This window comes from Bacteroidota bacterium, from assembly GCA_016195025.1.
In the GTDB taxonomy this organism is placed as follows: Bacteria; Bacteroidota; Bacteroidia; order Palsa-948; family Palsa-948; genus Palsa-948.
Genome location: JACQAL010000039.1, coordinates 1 through 17,180, shown reverse-complemented (window position 1 = coordinate 17,180; position 17,180 = coordinate 1). Strand labels below are relative to the sequence as shown.

The 17,180-nt window shown below is 40.4% G+C and carries 16 protein-coding genes and 1 pseudogene; 12 read left to right on the top strand and 5 right to left on the bottom strand.

The features are described 5' to 3' along the window. The first annotated feature begins 197 nt into the window (after positions 1-197). On the top strand, positions 198-806 hold the full coding sequence (locus HY063_08115; protein MBI3501745.1) for a T9SS type A sorting domain-containing protein: 609 nt from the start codon (positions 198-200) through the stop codon (positions 804-806). Positions 807-824: 18 nt separating this feature from the next. Here HY063_08115 and HY063_08110 read toward each other — a convergent pair whose 3' ends face one another. Then, positions 825-1,847, bottom strand: a complete 1,023-nt coding sequence (locus HY063_08110) for a DUF4476 domain-containing protein (protein MBI3501744.1) — start codon at positions 1,845-1,847, stop codon at positions 825-827. Positions 1,848-2,003: 156 nt separating this feature from the next. Next, positions 2,004-2,744, bottom strand: a complete 741-nt coding sequence (locus tag HY063_08105; GenBank protein ID MBI3501743.1) for a hypothetical protein — start codon at positions 2,742-2,744, stop codon at positions 2,004-2,006. Between the two features lie 493 nt (positions 2,745-3,237). On the opposite strand from HY063_08105, the gene HY063_08100 reads away from it, so the two are divergent. From HY063_08100 to HY063_08070, 7 genes are all read left to right on the top strand, one after another. After that, positions 3,238-4,314 (top strand): AAA family ATPase, encoded by a 1,077-nt coding sequence (locus tag HY063_08100; GenBank protein ID MBI3501742.1) that lies wholly within the window; start codon positions 3,238-3,240, stop codon positions 4,312-4,314. 159 nt (positions 4,315-4,473) lie between these two features. Continuing rightward, entirely contained in the window at positions 4,474-5,172 is a 699-nt protein-coding gene (locus tag HY063_08095; protein MBI3501741.1) for a hypothetical protein, read from the top strand. 89 nt (positions 5,173-5,261) lie between these two features. Further along, on the top strand, positions 5,262-5,792 hold the full coding sequence (locus tag HY063_08090; protein ID MBI3501740.1) for a hypothetical protein: 531 nt from the start codon (positions 5,262-5,264) through the stop codon (positions 5,790-5,792). 3 nt (positions 5,793-5,795) lie between these two features. Beyond that, a complete protein-coding gene (locus HY063_08085) occupies positions 5,796-6,710 on the top strand; it encodes a WYL domain-containing protein (GenBank protein MBI3501739.1) in 915 nt (304 codons plus the stop codon). Positions 6,711-6,782: 72 nt separating this feature from the next. Next, the gene (locus HY063_08080; GenBank protein MBI3501738.1) at positions 6,783-8,228 is read left to right on the top strand and encodes a saccharopine dehydrogenase NADP-binding domain-containing protein; all 1,446 of its coding nucleotides are present in this window, start codon (positions 6,783-6,785) and stop codon (positions 8,226-8,228) included. Continuing rightward, the gene (locus HY063_08075) at positions 8,229-9,488 is read left to right on the top strand and encodes a sugar MFS transporter (protein MBI3501737.1); all 1,260 of its coding nucleotides are present in this window, start codon (positions 8,229-8,231) and stop codon (positions 9,486-9,488) included. A gap of 110 nt (positions 9,489-9,598) precedes the next feature. Further along, entirely contained in the window at positions 9,599-9,862 is a 264-nt protein-coding gene (locus HY063_08070) for an RNA-binding protein (GenBank protein ID MBI3501736.1), read from the top strand. A 115-nt stretch (positions 9,863-9,977) separates the two neighbouring features. On the opposite strand, the pseudogene HY063_08065 reads toward HY063_08070, so the two are convergent. Beyond that, a pseudogene (locus HY063_08065) lies at positions 9,978-10,202 on the bottom strand (T9SS type A sorting domain-containing protein). Between the two features lie 202 nt (positions 10,203-10,404). Here HY063_08065 and HY063_08060 point away from each other — a divergent pair. Genes HY063_08060 through HY063_08050 form a run of 3 tightly spaced genes read left to right on the top strand, consistent with a single transcriptional unit; the run spans position 10,405 to position 14,872 of the window. After that, positions 10,405-11,310, top strand: a complete 906-nt coding sequence (locus HY063_08060) for a hypothetical protein (protein ID MBI3501735.1) — start codon at positions 10,405-10,407, stop codon at positions 11,308-11,310. 11 nt (positions 11,311-11,321) lie between these two features. Continuing rightward, the gene (locus HY063_08055; GenBank protein ID MBI3501734.1) at positions 11,322-11,738 is read left to right on the top strand and encodes a hypothetical protein; all 417 of its coding nucleotides are present in this window, start codon (positions 11,322-11,324) and stop codon (positions 11,736-11,738) included. Between the two features lie 47 nt (positions 11,739-11,785). After that, positions 11,786-14,872: an ATP-binding cassette domain-containing protein gene (locus HY063_08050; protein ID MBI3501733.1), complete on the top strand. Its 3,087-nt coding sequence runs from the start codon at positions 11,786-11,788 to the stop codon at positions 14,870-14,872. A gap of 21 nt (positions 14,873-14,893) precedes the next feature. Here the strand turns inward: HY063_08050 and HY063_08045 are convergent, their stop codons facing one another. Together HY063_08045 and HY063_08040 are read right to left on the bottom strand one after the other, a co-directional pair. Beyond that, complete coding sequence (locus HY063_08045; protein ID MBI3501732.1) at positions 14,894-15,826, bottom strand: GNAT family N-acetyltransferase; 933 nt, start codon at positions 15,824-15,826, stop codon at positions 14,894-14,896. 22 nt (positions 15,827-15,848) lie between these two features. Further along, positions 15,849-16,709, bottom strand: coding sequence for a 1-acyl-sn-glycerol-3-phosphate acyltransferase (locus tag HY063_08040; protein ID MBI3501731.1), 861 nt, complete (start codon positions 16,707-16,709; stop codon positions 15,849-15,851). A 269-nt stretch (positions 16,710-16,978) separates the two neighbouring features. Here HY063_08040 and HY063_08035 point away from each other — a divergent pair. Next, a partial coding sequence (locus HY063_08035; protein ID MBI3501730.1) for an MraZ N-terminal domain containing protein occupies positions 16,979-17,180 on the top strand: 202 nt, incomplete at its 3' end.

Below are 17,180 nucleotides of genomic sequence, written 5' to 3'. Positions count from 1 at the left end.
TGTTGTTTTCATAGAAGTTCGTTTTGGTGAACCGCTATGATGATTTATTTTGCCCTTGCTATCTCTCTGCCTGATTTTATTTTTTCAACATCTGCTTGTTTATTCCGAATGTTTTTTACCTTTGTTGCGAAAGTCCTAAATTGTTTATATTTACTGTGAATTTTACTTCACGTAACAAAAATTAAAATCAGAACAACATGAAACACTTTTTTACACTCGCTTCACTTGCGGTAATTTTTTCTGCGGCAAATGCCACCGTTGTTACGGTAACTTGCCAGAATACTCCTTCGCATTTTTTGCCTGTTACGGCTAATGCCGTGGTCGGAGACAGTATTCACTGGGTGTGGGTTGCAGGAACGCATGTGGTAGGACCCGAAAGCGCTTCGGATATTCCGGTGGGTGCCGCCATGTGGAATTGTCCCATTGATGCCAGCCATCTTTCCTGTTATTATGTGGTAACCGTTGCGGGCAACTATCATTACGTTTGCCATCCTGCAACGCCACATGGAGAAGACGCATACATAGTGGTTTCTCCTGCCAGCGGAGTGCAGCCATACAATACGGTGAGCAATGTTTCTTCTGCGTATCCAAATCCGTTTTCAGAAAAAATAACCATTGAAACTTCCACTGCCGATTTGATTATAATCTACAACTTCATGGGAGAAAAAGTTAAATCATTTGCTATGAAAAGCGGGCAGGTAAAAGTAGAAGCGGATGTAGCCGCACTGCCGGCAGGAATATTTTTCTACAGCATTAGTAAAGACGGAGCCATTCTTGAAACCCGGAAAATAATTAAGGGCTGGTGACGAAGGGCAGAGGTCATTCTACCGTTTCCCGTTGCAATACTTATTCAACTCATCAATGCTTGATTCAAACTGAAAGGCATCGTTGAGTTTATAATAATTTCCCGGGTCAAAGGTTTTTCCATAGGCAAACTTGGCAAAATCAAGGCGCGTGTTTTCAAAATCAAACAACATCATCACTTCTTTCACCTGCGAAGAGAGCATGCAGTTGCTTCCCAGAATTTGTTTTGCCACGGTGGCTTTGCTGTCTTCAAATGATTTTGAGCGGATGCTGTTCTTCGCGCTTTCAAAATCGGGCGGGCTCATGGGCCAGTTGCAGTAATGCGGTCCGTTATATCCTTCCAGCACATACACATTTCCCGAAGCAGGCGCGCTGGTGGTGGTGGAAGAAGAAGTGGTGGTGGTCGAAGTCATTGTTGAAGTGGATGAATGACTCGTGCCGTCATTCACATTCACGTTCATGTTCACGTTCACTCCGCCATTGTTCATTCCTGTATTCGCATTGCTTCCTGCCGCATTGGTAGTGGTGGTGGTGGAAAAAGTAGTGGTTTCCGTAGTGGTGTTGGGCGGAGGTGTGGCGGAATAAACAATCACCGTTTGCCCTGCCGGAGGAGGCGCCTGCGCAATGGGAGCCGCGCTTACGAATGCAATTTTATATTCGCCCGTATCTTTTTTCTTCAGGTTTTTTATTCCGGCAGAAAGCCCTTCCGAATCAAAGGCATCTTTTGAATCTTTTGTGGTGAGCGCTTTTTTGGTTTTGATGGAGTAAACAAATTCATAGCCCTGCACTTCGTTTCCTCCCTCCATGAAATAAACTTTCTGGTCGAGGTCGGGAGTTTTTCCATCGGCAAAAATTATTTTGGCGGTTACTCTCGGCTGAATAATGCCGGTAACTTTCACGTTGGTTTCCGGCTTTGCGTTTTGCTTGATTCCATTTAAGATGAGATAAAACGGTTCGCCCTGCTCGCTGAAGATGACGAGATTGTTTTGCGAACGAGCGATAGTAATTACGAATACAGATAAGAGTAAAAATATTTTTTTCATTTTGATTTGATTTATGATTTTAGATTGTGCATTTACAATTGTTATGCCAAAAGAAAATGAGAAACGAAAGTAAGAATTTATTTTCTGTGTGGGCTTTAAAGACAAAATCCCTCCCGAAATTATTTCAGAAGGGATTTTTTTAATGACTGTTTCCTTTTATACAATGGGCGCGTCAATGGCTTTGCAAAAGTCGCCAAACTTGCCCTGCGTGTTTTTGTAGCGGGCTTTGTGCCAGCAAGTTTTTCCCACATCAGCCGTGGCAAATTCCGATTTATAAGAGCCGCGTTTGGCTTCGCCCACATATTTATAATCGTCATCGGTGGGAATGGCTGCCGGTGCAGTGGCGGTGGCGGAAGCCATAATGGCTCTCCACACCTGCACTTCTTTAATGTGCTTTCCTTTTCCTTTTCCTTTGTGCGCGGGGTTGGTGATGCCGAGCGTGTGAGAAAGATGTTCGGTTTTTTTCATAACGATGGCAGGTTCGCCCATGCCGTCTGCCACGCGGGTGGGAGTGGCATCTGCTATCACCGTTCCCTTTTTAACATGAAAGTGTTCAAAGTCGGCAATGTCGGCAGGAGGAATGGGCGTGGCGGCAATGCTGTCTAAAAGTTTTTCTTTCTGGTCGTACTCTACCACACCGCCAACACCGGTAATGAGCAGGTGAAGTTTTTCGGTTACATCGCCTTCGCGGAATTTTTTGTTGTTGTATTTGGCAAAAAGCGTATCGGCTTTGTTGCGGAAGCCCGTCCACGCAGCACTGTCAGCGGCTGTCCAGCCCCAGTTTTGCCAGCGGGGGTTGCCCGTGCTGGGGTCAATGGAAAGTTGATAGGTGTCGGTGTCGTCCATATACGGAACGAAATGTACGATGTCTCGGGGAATTCTTGCTGTTTGTGCCATAGTGAAAAAGAATTAATTACTCTCCCCTTTCGTCCCCTCTCTATCCGATAGAGAGGGGAATGAGGGGTGAGTCGTTTGAGGTTTAGGATTTATGTTTTATTTTTTTCCGAAAAACTACTATTTGTCTCTGTGTAATGTGCATTTGTTTACGGCTAATGTATATTGGTTGAAGAATAATGTCCATTTGGCTGCGGATAATGTGCATTGGTGAATGAATAATATGCATTAGCGGTTGAGTAATGTGCATTGGTCTGCGGGTAATGTGCATTGGTTGTGGAGTAATGTGCATTGGTTGCAGAATAATGTGCATTGTTCTTTGAGTAATGTATAGTAGCCGTTGACAAATGGTAGTGAAAATCATTTTTATTGCTCTTGTGAGTACAAAGAAAAGCCAACAAAACCACCTAAGCAACAGGAAAAAATATATTTCTTGCCTGCGACATGGTTTGGCGTAGGGTGGGGTTAGTTTTGTTTTATAAAACAAAACTTTATTATGAAAACAAATCAAAAAAACTTAATGAATGTTTATAATGATTACGGTGACGCGATCATTAAAAAATGCTTTTCCTGGTACTTTAATGAAATGCCAAACTATTTTTTAATAAGGCGCATTGAATCAATGGATATGTACAATCAGCTTATAGAAGAAAATGCTGATAAAATATTATTTCAAGTAAAAAAAGAAAAAAATAATATTAGTGAGCGCGGTAAAAAAATTCTTGACGAAACAATTTGTTTTTTCTCCACGAAAGAAATTATAACAGCAAATGAAGGTTGGATGGAGTATTATTATTCTCAAGAAAATATTTTTAGTGTTGACGGTTTATTGAAGATGTCGGAGAAATTCAAAATAAAACCTGATGAAACACATAAAATAAAAGTGTTGATTCAAAGAGCAGGTGATTACGAATTTGAATCATTTGAAATTAGAAAAATGGAAATACATATAAATAAAACATACAATGATGACCTTATTGATTTTGATAATAAAATTCTAAATAAGCTGAATGAGAAAAACGGAAAAGGAATTGTTCTTTTATACGGCAAGCCCGGAACCGGAAAAACAACATATATACGACATCTTGTTGCAAAACTTAAAAAAGAAGTGTTGTACATTCCTTCTTCAATGGCGGATGTACTTTCAAATCCGTCTTTCATAAAATATCTTTTAAAAGAAGAAGGCAGTGTTATTGTTATTGAAGATGCGGAGAAAGCAATTCTTTCAAGAGAGCGTAATCAAGAAAACGATGCCGTCTCCGTATTATTAAATATGTCTGATGGATTAATGTCTGATATTTTAAAAATGCAGGTTATTTGCACTTTCAATACGGAACTAAAAAATATTGATAAAGCGCTTTTGCGCCCTAATCGCCTTATAGGAAAATATGAATTTAAAGAATTAGAAATTGAAAAAGCGCAAATGCTTTCTGATTCCTTAAAGAAGAAAAAAATTATTACTGAGCCCACAACGCTTGCAGAAATTTTTTCGGATGAACCAGCTGAAGCGAATGCAGAGCTAAATAAAAACAGAATAATCGGATTTCAAACAAATGCTGTGTGCACAACTTGAATTTAATTTACTTTCGCAAATAAATTTGTCACAGTGTTAAAAATATTTTTGAAAAAAGAGGTTGCGTAAGGAAATTACATCGCTATATGTCCTGTCACTATATGTGATGCAGGGAAGCCGAAAACTGTATAGAGTAGGCGAAAATTAAAAAACAAAATTATGCAACAAGAAAATATTGGGGACACAAACTTTGACAAACAATTCAAACAAATTGAAAAACTGACATGGTTGCCTTGGGTCGGAAAGGATTATTCAATCTTACCCACCAATCGCAAACTTCTTTTAGTTGCTGAGAGTAATTACGACTGGCACGAAGAAGGTTCTGTTGATGATCTTGCAGATTCCAATTTTACAAGATGGATTATCAATCATGACGGAATAGAGGGATCTGATTTTTATAGAAGGATTATGCGTAACATTGAAAAAGCATTGTTCAATGATAATCCAAGAAAAGAACAAAAAATAAAACTTTGGGAGTCGGTTGGATATTACAATATAGTTCAAAGATACATGGAAACCCCAAATCATAGACCTACATATGATGACTTTTCAATTGGTTGGGATACTTTCTTCAAAATAATTGGAATACTGCAACCAGAATATTGTTTGTTTTGTGGAGTTACAGCATCAAACTCTTTTCAAGCATTTGAAAAAAATAGTTTTAATGCGGATAATATTCAATGCTTAGATAAGGTTGATAATGTTTACCCAAGAATAGCAAAGGTAACAAGCAAAGAAGGACATACTACGAAATTGGTTTTTATTAAACATCCGAGTAAATATTTTTCGTGGGAAAGTTGGGCAGAATTTATTGAACAACAAATGGGAGAGTATACTGCATGGCTTCGTAAAAATTAACCAATGCCCAAACGCGTCCCGATAAATATCGGGATGAAACAAAATGAACTTCGCAGGGGAAATAAATATTTACGAAACAACAATAACCCATGTTTGAATTCAGAGAAATAAAAAACACAGGAGAGAACCAACCCACACACCATGTTTACTTCAAAGGAAAATTATTTGCCAAGAAGGCATATAGATACCGTGATGGGTTTTATTACGATGACAATGTTGAGTTGAGTAAAGATGATTTTATGTCGCTTTCCTTTTCCGCTCTGCCTGATAATTTTTACTTGTATCAAACAGATAAGAACCTATACAAAGAATTTGTTTTTGGAGGAGCCGAGAGAAAAGGTGACTGGCTTCAATTTGATTTCTGGCTTGAAATATTGCAACCGGACTCTACCGTAGACATGCTCGGATTTATTTACTTTTTTATTCTTCTCGTAAAAACAAATCCTTTTTTAAGCAGTAACATTGATGATATAAATTTGGATGTTCATTATAAATGCAAACCAACAGGAATAGTTGGCGAGGCATATAAAATGGCTGTGGCTGAATTAGTCCGGGTTTGCCGGATGGCTGAAGCAAAAGTAAAAGAAACGGAATTATTATTTTCTGTAAACAAAAATTGAGTCATGTCCAAACGCGAATACATACTCCGTTATCTCACCATTATAAAGTTTCTGCGCAACAGGGGCGAAGTTACCTTTGAGCAGTTGAGCGACTACCTGAAAAGCGAATCGGAATTTCACGGCTACACGCTCAGCATTTCCAAGCGCACCTTTCAGCGCGATGTGGATGAAATCCGCGCCCTGTTCAATATAGATATTCAGTTCAGCCACGCCCGCAGTCATTATTTCATTGCCGCTGACGAAGAGCAAGCCGCGTTGAGCAACAAAATGCTGGAGGCGTTTGATTTGTTCAACACGCTGAACACAGCAGGCAAATTGGCGCAGCACATTATTTTTGAAACGCGCAAGCCGCAGGGCATGGAGCATTTTTATGGTTTGCTTCACGCCATTAAAAACCGATTTGTCATTCGATTTTCCTATCAGAAGTTCTGGGAAGAGGAAGCAACCCACCGCGCAGCGGAGCCACTCTCGCTGAAGGAATTTAAAAGCAGGTGGTACATCCTTGCAAAAGACCAGAAGGATAATAAAGTGAAAACTTTCGGACTGGATAGAATCAGCGAACTTGAAATCACCAAGAAGATGTTCACTGCTGCAAATGATTTCAACGCCAGTGAAATGTTTAAGAATTGTTTCGGCATCATTGCTCCCGATGATTCCAAGCCCGAAGAAATAATTCTCTCCTTCGATGCCACGCAGGGAAAATACATCAAGTCATTTCCGCTGCACGAATCGCAGCAAATTGTGGAAGACAATTCAAATGAAGTGCGCATCAAACTTAAACTCTACATCACGCACGATTTTCTCATGGAACTGCTTTCTTACGGTGACGCGCTGAAAATTATCTGGCCACTTAAACTCAAAAACAGGATTTGCAAAATGTATTCAAAAGCGCTGGAGCAATATTCCGTACGCGCATAGTTTTTATTTCGCAACAAAATCTCTCCGCGCAAGCATCACACGAAATAATTTACCTTCGCTGAAATTTTTTTTATGAAAAATATTCTTCTGATTGGTGCCGGACGTTCTGCTTCCACCTTAATAAAATATCTTCTCGATAATTCTTCCAAAGAAAACTGGAAAATAACTGTTGCGGATTTATCTGTTGAACTTGCGCAGCAGAAAACAAACAACCATCCGAACTCTCACGCCATTGCGCTCGACATTACTAATGAACAGCAGCGCGCGAATGAAATTTCAAAAGTTGATTTGGTTATTTCCATGCTTCCAGCCACCATGCATTTGCCGGTTGCCAAAGAATGTTTGAAACAGAAAAAAAATATGGTCACCGCAAGTTATGTTTCAAAACAAATGCACGATTTGAATGACGAAGCGAAAAAAGCCGGAGTAATTTTTCTGAACGAAATGGGATTAGACCCCGGCATTGACCATCTTTCCGCTATGAAAGTGATTGATGAAGTGCACGCGCAAGGCGGAACGATGGTAACTTTCCGCTCGTATTGCGGAGGATTGGTTGCGCCTGAATCAAATGATAATCCGTGGGGATACAAGTTTACGTGGAATCCGCGCGCGGTGGTGATGGCAGGACAAAGCGGAGATTCAGCAGGAGCAACTGCACAATATTTAGAGAATGGAAAAGTAAAATATGTTCCATACACTCGGTTATTTACAAACGCACATACAATTTTTGTGGACAGCCCCCCTTATCCCCCCGAAGGGGGGAACACACGCGGTGGGTTTTCTGAATCCCCCCTTCGGGGGGGTGGGGGGGCTTTTGAAGCGTATGCCAACCGCGATTCTCTTTTATATATTGATTTGTACGGATTGCACGATGTAAAAAATATGCTCCGCGGAACTTTGCGCATGCCGGGCTTCTGCCGCGCGTGGAATGCATTTATTCAATTAGGTTTGACAGATGATAATTGCAAAGTTTCCAACTCTGAAAAAATTTCTTACGCTGAACTGATAGAATCATTTCTTCCCGAGGGAAAAGGCGGAGTAAAAAAGAAAATGGCGAGGTTCCTTAAGGAGAAAGATAATTCTCCCGTAATGAAAAAACTGGATTGGCTTGGCATTTTCAAAAACCAAAAGATTGGTTTGAAAGATTCTTCTCCTGCAGAAATTCTTCTTGACCTGCTGATGAAAAAATGGAGATTGAAACCCAGGGATAAGGACATGGTGGTGATGCAGCACGTGTTTGAATACACAAGTCCCAAGTCCCAAGTTCCAAGTTTCAAGAAAACAGCCAAAAGAAAAGTTCAGCGACTAACTTCATCAATGGTCGTGATTGGAGAAGACCAGATAAATACTGCCATGTCAAAAACAGTGGGACTTCCGCTGGGAATAGCAACCAAACTTATTCTCGAAGGAAAAATAAATCTCACCGGAGTTTGGATTCCTACTGTGAAAGAAATTTATAATCCGGTTTTGGCTGAGTTGGAAAAGTACGGAATCACTTTTGTTGAAAAACATTCCTAAATGAAACAAACAAAATCCAATCTCGTTCCGATAATCATTCTCGGAATTTTATTTTTCATTTTCGGATTTGTTACATGGCTCAACGGAACGCTCATTCAATATTTGAAAATCGCCTGCGAGTTAACTACTTTTCAGGCGCTGCTGGTTGCATTCGCCTTTTACATTTCTTATTTCGTTACCGCGCTTCCTTCTTCGTGGATTCTGGAAAGAACAGGATTTAAAAAAGGAATGATGCTCGGACTTTTTGTAATGGCAATTGGAGCGCTGGTTTTTATTCCTGCCGCTCACTCGCGCACCTATGAAATTTTTCTCATCGGGCTTTTTATTATCGGAACCGGACTTTCTATTCTTCAAACGGCTTCGAATCCTTACATCACCATCGTTGGACCGATTGAAAGCGCTGCCGTGCGAATCAGCGTGATGGGAATTTGCAATAAAGTGGCGGGCGTGCTTGCCCCGCTCATTCTTGGCGCAATTGTTTTATCCGATTCCGATACATTAATGAAAGAACTTCAGCAGTTGGACGAAGCGCAAAAAAATATCCGCCTCGATGAACTTGCAGAAAGAGTTATTCTTCCTTATACAATGATGGCAATTGCGCTGGTGATTCTCGGATTGTTCGTCAGGTTTTCTCCGCTTCCGGAAATTGAAACGGAGGAAGGGACAAGCGATAAGGGACAAGGGACAAGTGAAAAGAAAAATGCTTTTCAATTTCCAAATTTAGTTTTAGGAGTGATTGCTCTTTTCTTTTACGTAGGAGTGGAAGTAATTGCAGGCGATACCATCGGCACTTACGGCACATCGCAGAATATTCCGCTGAGCGAAACAAAAAACTTTACTGCATACACTTTAACAGCCATGGTGATTGGCTACATCATCGGCATTATTGCCATTCCAAAATTTATTTCACAGGCAAAAGCGCTTGCAGTTTCTGCCATCGTTGGAATTTTATTCAGCGTAATGGTTGTGTTCACTCATGGTTACGCTTCGGTTTTATTTATTGCTTTGCTCGGGCTTGCAAACGCATTGATGTGGCCCGCCATCTGGCCGCTTGCCATTCACGGTTTGGGAAAATTTACAAAGACCGGCTCAGCGCTTTTAATTATGGCAATTGCAGGCGGTGCAACACTTCCTTTGCTCTATGGAAAACTTGCCGGTATTTCTTCCATCGGGCATCAGCAGGCGTACTGGATTATGGTGCCGTGTTATCTGATAATTTTATTTTACAGCGTGAAAGGATATAAGATAAACAAGTGGTAATTCTGGTAACGAAGTTGCGAATCTTACAACGAATTTTACGAAACAAAACAAGTAGTTCATTCGTTATATTCGTAAAATAATTCGTTACTTCGTTACCAGCAAATAAACAGATGAAGTTATTTGTAAAAAACATTCACCCCGACATCAACGAAGTAATGCTCGAAAGTATTTTTGCTGTGCACGGAGAAATTCTTTCCACCAAAATTATTTACGACCGTGCCGACTGGTCATCAAAAGAATTTGGGTTTATCGAATTCGCAAAAAAGGAAGATGCGCTGAAAGCAATCGAAGCGTTGAATGGAAAAGAACTGAAAGGAAAAGTTCTGGAAGTGAAAGAAGCCGTAGAAAAGAAAAGCAGGTTTGACAAGATTTGAATTTCAAAATTCGCTGGTAACGAAGTTGCGAATCTCATAACAAATTTTACGAATCAATAGATGCATTCATTCGTTACATTCGTAAAACAATTCGTTACTTCGTTACCAGGAATTCTTACCTGCTCACGCAAACCTTCTGCGTAAAAACTTTTTCGTTTGAAATTATCTGCGCAAAATAAATTCCTGATTCCAAATTTAAATTAATGATGGATGATTTAAGATTATTGATTTGCTCGGAATAAATTTCTTCTCCGAGCATAGTATAAATTTTAATTTCTCCAACCTGAAACCCGAAACCTGAAAGCTGAAACCTGCCGTCAGCGGATGGATTCGGATAAAGTAAGCATCAATTCCTTTAGTGCCTGCCCCGTTTCCGTTAGGATAACACGCGTTTCCATTGATGTAAAACGCCACAGAAAATTTTTCCCAAAAGTTTTCAATTGTTTTTTATTTTTCTTCCACGCTGAAATTGCAAAAAAATATTACTTTTGGCAACCAATCAATTTGTTAATAAATCATTCGCCAATTAAAAAAGATTTCAGATGAAAAAACTTTTCTCTCTCATTTCCTCTGTTGCAGTTATTTCTTCCCTTGTCACACTGAGCGTAGTTCAGGTGTCCTGCGGCACCGATGATGCTGATAAAGTGGACAAGCAAATCAAGAACAAGATGGACTCCAGCAACCTTGCTGTAGGAGTGAGCGGAAAAGTGTTCATCATTCCTTCGCCCATTCAAACTGCCGTCCTCATTCAGAAAAGCGGGGCGCAGTATGATAAAGCCATGCTCAACGCAACCGATAAAGTAAATTCTTATTCCACCAAGTTTCAAAAATGCCTCAACCTTGGAATTTACGGTGCCGATTTGGGCTACACAACTCTGTATGACCAAACACAGGATGCGCTTGTCTATTTTAATGCCACCAATAAAATTGCTACTGACCTCGGCCTCTCAAGCGCATTTGATAAAACGCTCATCGAACGGTTTCAGAAAAATTTGGGCAAGAAGGACTCCATGCTCACGCTTGTTTCTGTTGCTTACCGAGCAAGCAATGATTTTCTCAGTCACAACGAACGCAACGAAGAAGCCGCGCTCATCATTGCAGGCGGATGGATTGAAACTCTGCAATTCGCCATCAATGTGCTCAAGGCAAAAGGCAACGAAGATGTGAAACGCAGAATCGCAGAACAAAAAAATACACTCAACAATTTGATTGCGCTCCTTTCCACCTACCAGGGAAACGAAGAATACACCGAACTTCTTCAGAAACTCAACGACCTGAAAACAGAATACGACAAGGTGGGATATAAATACGTATATGAACGCCCCGTTACCGATGAAGTGAATAAAGTTACAACCATTACGAGCAAATCTGATATAACTATTTCTCCTGAAAACATTCAGGCAATAGGAGATAAAATTTCTGCCATTCGCGGATTAATCACCGCATAAAAACATCCTCCATGAAAAACAAAATCCTGATTGCAGCATTTTTAATTTTTAATTTTTCATTTTTAATTCGCTCGAATGCGCAGTGCGATACCATTGCTTCGGTTTGTGCAAAGCACATCATGGCGCCATTTATTTCTGACGGGCAGCAATACCGCGCACTTCTTCTTGCCGACCAGAACGCAGAATTTCATACCACCTTTTATGGCGGAGGAACTTACCGCATTGCCGCCTGTACCGGTTTGAAGGACGGCAATCTTATTTTTTCCGTCTTTGACGAAGAGCGCAATCTTCTCTTCTCAAACAAAGATGTGAAGAATGCGCCTTACTGGGATTTCAAAGTCAACTCCACGCTCGATGTAATTCTCGAAGCCGCGCTCAGCGGAGCGCAGTCAGGATGTGCGGTAGTGCTTATCGGCTTTAAACAATAATTTTATTTTTGAATTTTAACTTTAAACTTGGAACGCTGAACTAACTTATGAGTGAACGGATTCTAAAAGCCCTCATGCAAATGTTCGCCATCATTGCGAAAGCAGATGGCGCGAACACGGGAAGAATTATTGTACAATCTTTTCTGAAGCAGCAGTTGAACCAGGAAATGGTGGAGCAGTATCTAAAAATTTACGACCAGTACCTCGAAGAATACCATAAAGTTTCGCAGAAGAAAGAAGGCGCAGCAAAACGCACTTCACTCGGTTCGGTAAAGATTCTGAAAATATGCACGCAGATAAACGCGGAACTGGAACAGCGGCAAAAAGTGGTGGTACTTATTCGCCTGCTTGAATTTATTTATTCGAACAGCGATATTTCTGACCAGGAACGCGAGTTTGTATCAACCGTTGCCGAATCATTCAACATCAGCGATGATGAGTTCAAACGCATCATGGATTTTGTGCGAAGCAAACTGGAGGCGGTTCCCGATTCTTCCTACCTGCTGGTGGTGGATAACAAGGATGCAAAACCAAACTTCAATGTAAAACACATTAAGTCCGTTCACCTCGAAGGACAAATCCGTGTGCTGCAGATTCCAAGCGTGGGCATGTACATCATGCGCTACTTTGGAACCGATGCGCTTTACCTGAACGGGCAGGTGCTCGCGCAGGATAAAATTTATATTCTCACCGAAGGTTCTTCCATCCGCTCACCGCGCGTTCATCCTATTTATTACAGCGATGTTATCGGAAGATTTCTTGCCGACACTTCCAAATCAAAAATTTCTTTCGTTGCCGAAATTGAAGAATATAAATTTCCCACCGGGAAAGTGGGCTTGCGCAACGTAAACATTTACGAAGAATCCGGAAAACTCATTGGCATCATGGGCGGAAGCGGTGCCGGAAAATCCACACTGCTGAACGTGCTGAACGGAAATGAAAGCCCAAGCAAAGGGCATATTCTCATTAACGGAATAAACATTCACACCGAAAAAGACAAAGCTGAAGGAATCATCGGCATGATTCCGCAGGACGATTTGCTCATTGAAGAACTCACCGTTTTCCAGAATTTATTTTACAACGCAAAACTTTGCTTCGATAATCTCACGGATTATGAAATTACCGACCGCGTGAATGCCGTGCTGCAGGATTTAGGTTTATACGAAGCGCGGAATTTAAAAGTGGGAAGCCCGCTTGAGAAAACAATTTCAGGCGGACAGCGCAAACGATTAAACATTGCTCTCGAATTAATTCGTGAGCCGTCTGTTCTTTTTGTGGATGAACCAACTTCCGGACTTTCTTCGCGCGATTCGGAAAATATCATGGACCTGCTGAAAGAACTGGCGCGCAAAGGAAAACTTTTGTTCGTGGTCATTCACCAGCCCTCATCCGATATTTACAAAATGTTCGACAAGATGATTATTCTCGATGTGGGCGGTTATCCTATTTACTATGGAAATCCGGTTGATGCAATTATTTATTTCAAGCGGCTGATTAACCATGTGAAGAGCGATGAAAGCGAATGCCTCGAATGCGGAAACGTAAACCCCGAGCAGATTTTTAATATCATTGAAACAAAAGTGCTGGATGAATACGGAAATCAAACGCGCAACCGGAAAATTTCTCCTACGGAATGGAACAAGCATTACGTTGAGGAAATAGAAAAAGAGCTGGAAAAACCAAAAGAAGAAACCACATCGGTTCCGAGCACGCTCAGCATTCCAAACAAGTTAATGCAATTTAAAGTTTTTGTAACGCGCGATGTGCTTTCAAAACTTGCAAACCGGCAATATCTCGCCATCAATTTTTTAGAAGCGCCCTTGCTCGGATTCATTCTTGCCTTCATGGTGAAATTCTACAGCACGGATGTGGCAAATAAAACCGGCTATATTTTCCGCGAAAACGAAAATCTTATTTCCTATCTCTTTATGTCGGTAGTGGTGGCATTGTTCATAGGAATGATGGTGAGCGCAGAAGAAATAATCAAGGATAGAAAAATTCTCAAGCGCGAAAAATTTCTAAACCTCAGCCGGGGCAGTTATCTCTTTTCCAAAATTATAATACTGTTCACGCTTTCTGCTATACAAATGGCAATGTTCATTGGCGTGGGCAACACCATTCTTGACATCAAAGGAATGTATTTCGATTATTGGTTCGCACTTTTCACCACTGCTTGTTTTGCCAATGTGCTCGGCCTGAATATTTCCTCGGCATTTAATTCGGCAATCACCGTTTATATTATCATTCCTATTCTTCTTATTCCCCAACTGCTGCTCAGCGGTGTAATAGTGAAGTTTGAAAAACTGAATCCGCTAATCACTACGCAAAAAAATGTTCCTATTGCCGGAGAAATGATGGCATCGCGCTGGGCGTTTGAAGCGTTGGCGGTGAATCAATACAAAAACAACAAGTTTGAAAAACAGTTTTATAACTATGACAAAAAAATGTCAGTTGCCGATTTCAAAAAAAATTATTTGATTTCAAAACTGAAAAGCAAAACGGATAAATCGCTCGCTAATTACAAAGACCCGAAATATAAAGAAGAAGTTACCTCCGATTTGCAGTTGCTCCATCATGAAATTTTGAGAGAGATGGATGCAACTCCCAAAATAAAATGCGAGGTGATTGATAAAATTGAATATGGAAAATTTAATGATGATGTGGCTGCGCAGGCAAACGCCTACCTCGACCAGGTGCAAAGTTATTATGTAAAAATGTATAACGCTGCCAGCGAAGCAAAAGATGAAGCCATTGCAAAACTTGGCAAAACCGAAACCGACCGCGAAAAATTTTTGCAGTTGCAAAATGAATATTCCAACGAAAGTTTAAAAGATTGGGTGCGTAATACGAATGATGTTGACAGAATTTTGGAAAGCAATGGTGAAATCATTCAGCGTGCCGACCCGGTTTTCCTCGACCCGCCTGCAAATCAGTTTCTGCGCGCGCATTTTTACGCTCCGCGAAAATCTATCTTCGGAAAATATTTTGAGACCTATTGGGTAAATAACTGTTTTGTCTGGATTTTTTTTACGCTCACGCTCATCATTGCCCTCTATTTCGACTGGCTGAAAAAACTTTTGGATGGCGGTGAAAATCTTTTCAGCAAATTGGGCGGGAAAAAAGGGCAGGATTGATAATCTCTCCTTTCAGGAATTTTATTTTTTCTTATACGAAACTATATGCCTTTCCTTTTTGCTGGGGTAAATATCCGCAATCGTAACTAAGATTCCGGTTTCTTCCACGCTTCCGAAATCGTGATTATCCGCAGTGCCGAATGTTTTCATACTCGGAGAAATATTCATATACGAATTGAACAGGGGAGGAATGTTCTCTCCCAGTTTTCGTATGCTTTGGTTGAGAATTGCATGCGCTTCCTTATACGGCATATCTTTTTTAAACAGCGATTTGAATTCTGAAATATCTGTGAGATAACCGAGCGGATGTTTCGGCACAACTATTTTTTCTTTATCAGGAAAATATAAATCCAGAAAGTAAAGCAGCATATCGCGCGCGTGTTGGTTGTAATCCTTGTACATGGTCATCTTCCCGAACAAATATTTCTGGTCAGGATTATCAACGCACACGGAAGCAAGTCCGTCCCATAAATTATCAAGGGAAAAAAGTCCCTTTCTATTTCCTGCGCTGGGCTGGTACAACGGCTGAACAAACGAGCGCCCGAGTTCAATCGTGTAAGGCGCATAATCTTTCACAAACTTCTCGCTGAAATTAAAATAATGCGATGTGGAAAGTTTCGGATTTCCTTTTTCATCTTTCTCTGCATCCCGAATTAAAATGAAACGGTAACCGCCCACAATTTCCTTTTCTGCCGGATTCCAAACAACCAATTGTTTGTAGCAAATCGGATTTGTATCAAAACTATCAAGATCGCAATCTAATCCCGTTCCTCCACCCGAAGCGCGGAAAGAAACTTCACGCAAGCGCCCGATTTCTTTCAGCACATTCGGAGAATCATGCTGGCTTACTACGTAAATTTCATTCGAGCCGTAATTCGTATTGCGGATGAATCTCTCTTTGGTAAGTTCTTTAAGAAGGAGGTTCTTATCAATTGGCGGAATGATAGGTTTCATATAATGTATTTAACCGTAGTCCCTAAACCGTAAACTCTAAACTCTTTTTTTCTTTTCCCATTTCATAAACGTGTCGCTTCACTTTCTCTGCCCATTGCGCATCCGAAAATCGTTTATCAAATGCTTCGTGTGGAATTTCTTTTCCAAAGATAACAGTAATTGTTTTGCCTTTCTGCTTATACACTTCATCTACCAGCCAGAGCATTTCAATGTTCACTTTTATTCCGAATCTTTTTCTCCATAATGCCAAGCTGTAGAAGAAGTTCGAATTCTTTCCGTCAATAAAAACTGGTATAATGTTTCTCCTGTGTTTTTTGGCGCGTGTAATAAAAGCTTTTTTCCATTCGAGATCTTCAATAACTGATTTTCCGAACAAACCATTTGGAAACTGTTTGCGTGAAACAAGCCCTGCCGGGAAAGTGACAGCTAAATTATCAGAAGCAAAAACATGTTCTATTTCTAACAATGATTCTGCAGATGTTTTCCCGACTTTGTTTACTCCGGCAAAAAGGTTTTTGAGATTGTGAAGGTTCAGCAGGATGTCATTTACCAGCGCCTTTACATCTTTCCGTTTTGTCCCGATGGCATTCATCATCACCATAAAATCCATCGCACCAAGCGGATGATTGGAAGCGATGACAGAACCACCTGATGCAGGGATATTTTCCAATTCGATTATTTTTTCATCTATACGATACTCATCAATAATTGCTTTCACAAAATCAAAATCATACTTGTTGGTATTTCTTTCCAGGAAGTCATTGATTTCATTCTGGTGAACAATCCGTTTTACATACGAAAGAATAAATGATGGAAGAATTTTATAAAGCCCGGGGTTTTTGCTTTTGAATATTCCGTCTATATCAATCTTCTTCAGCATAATTTTTCTTCTGCACAAAAGTAAGCGTTTGTGTTTTGCTTTTTCCGAAAAAATCCAATTAACAGTCAATTAACTACAATAAACACGTTATTAACAAATAATACCCATTTTTTACCACATCATTTTTTATATATGTTTCATAGCAAAATATCTATTACGATCACACGTTAACATTGAAAAATGAATAATATTATCAACATAGTGGGATTTTGTGGTAAATTTATATTTACATTTGTCGCAACAAAAAATACCCAGGAACTCCCGAAAAATCTATGACCAGTTTAATAGGAGAATTTGAAGCAACAGTTGACGCGAAAGGACGCGTGTTGTTTCCTTCCGCGCTTAAGCGTCAGTTGCCTGCAGGGGAATCAGATAAGTATGTTCTCAACCGCGGATTTGAAAAGCAGATAAATCTCTATCCCGATAATGTTTGGAAAGAAGTTTCTTCTAAACTGAGCGAGCTCAATCTTTTTG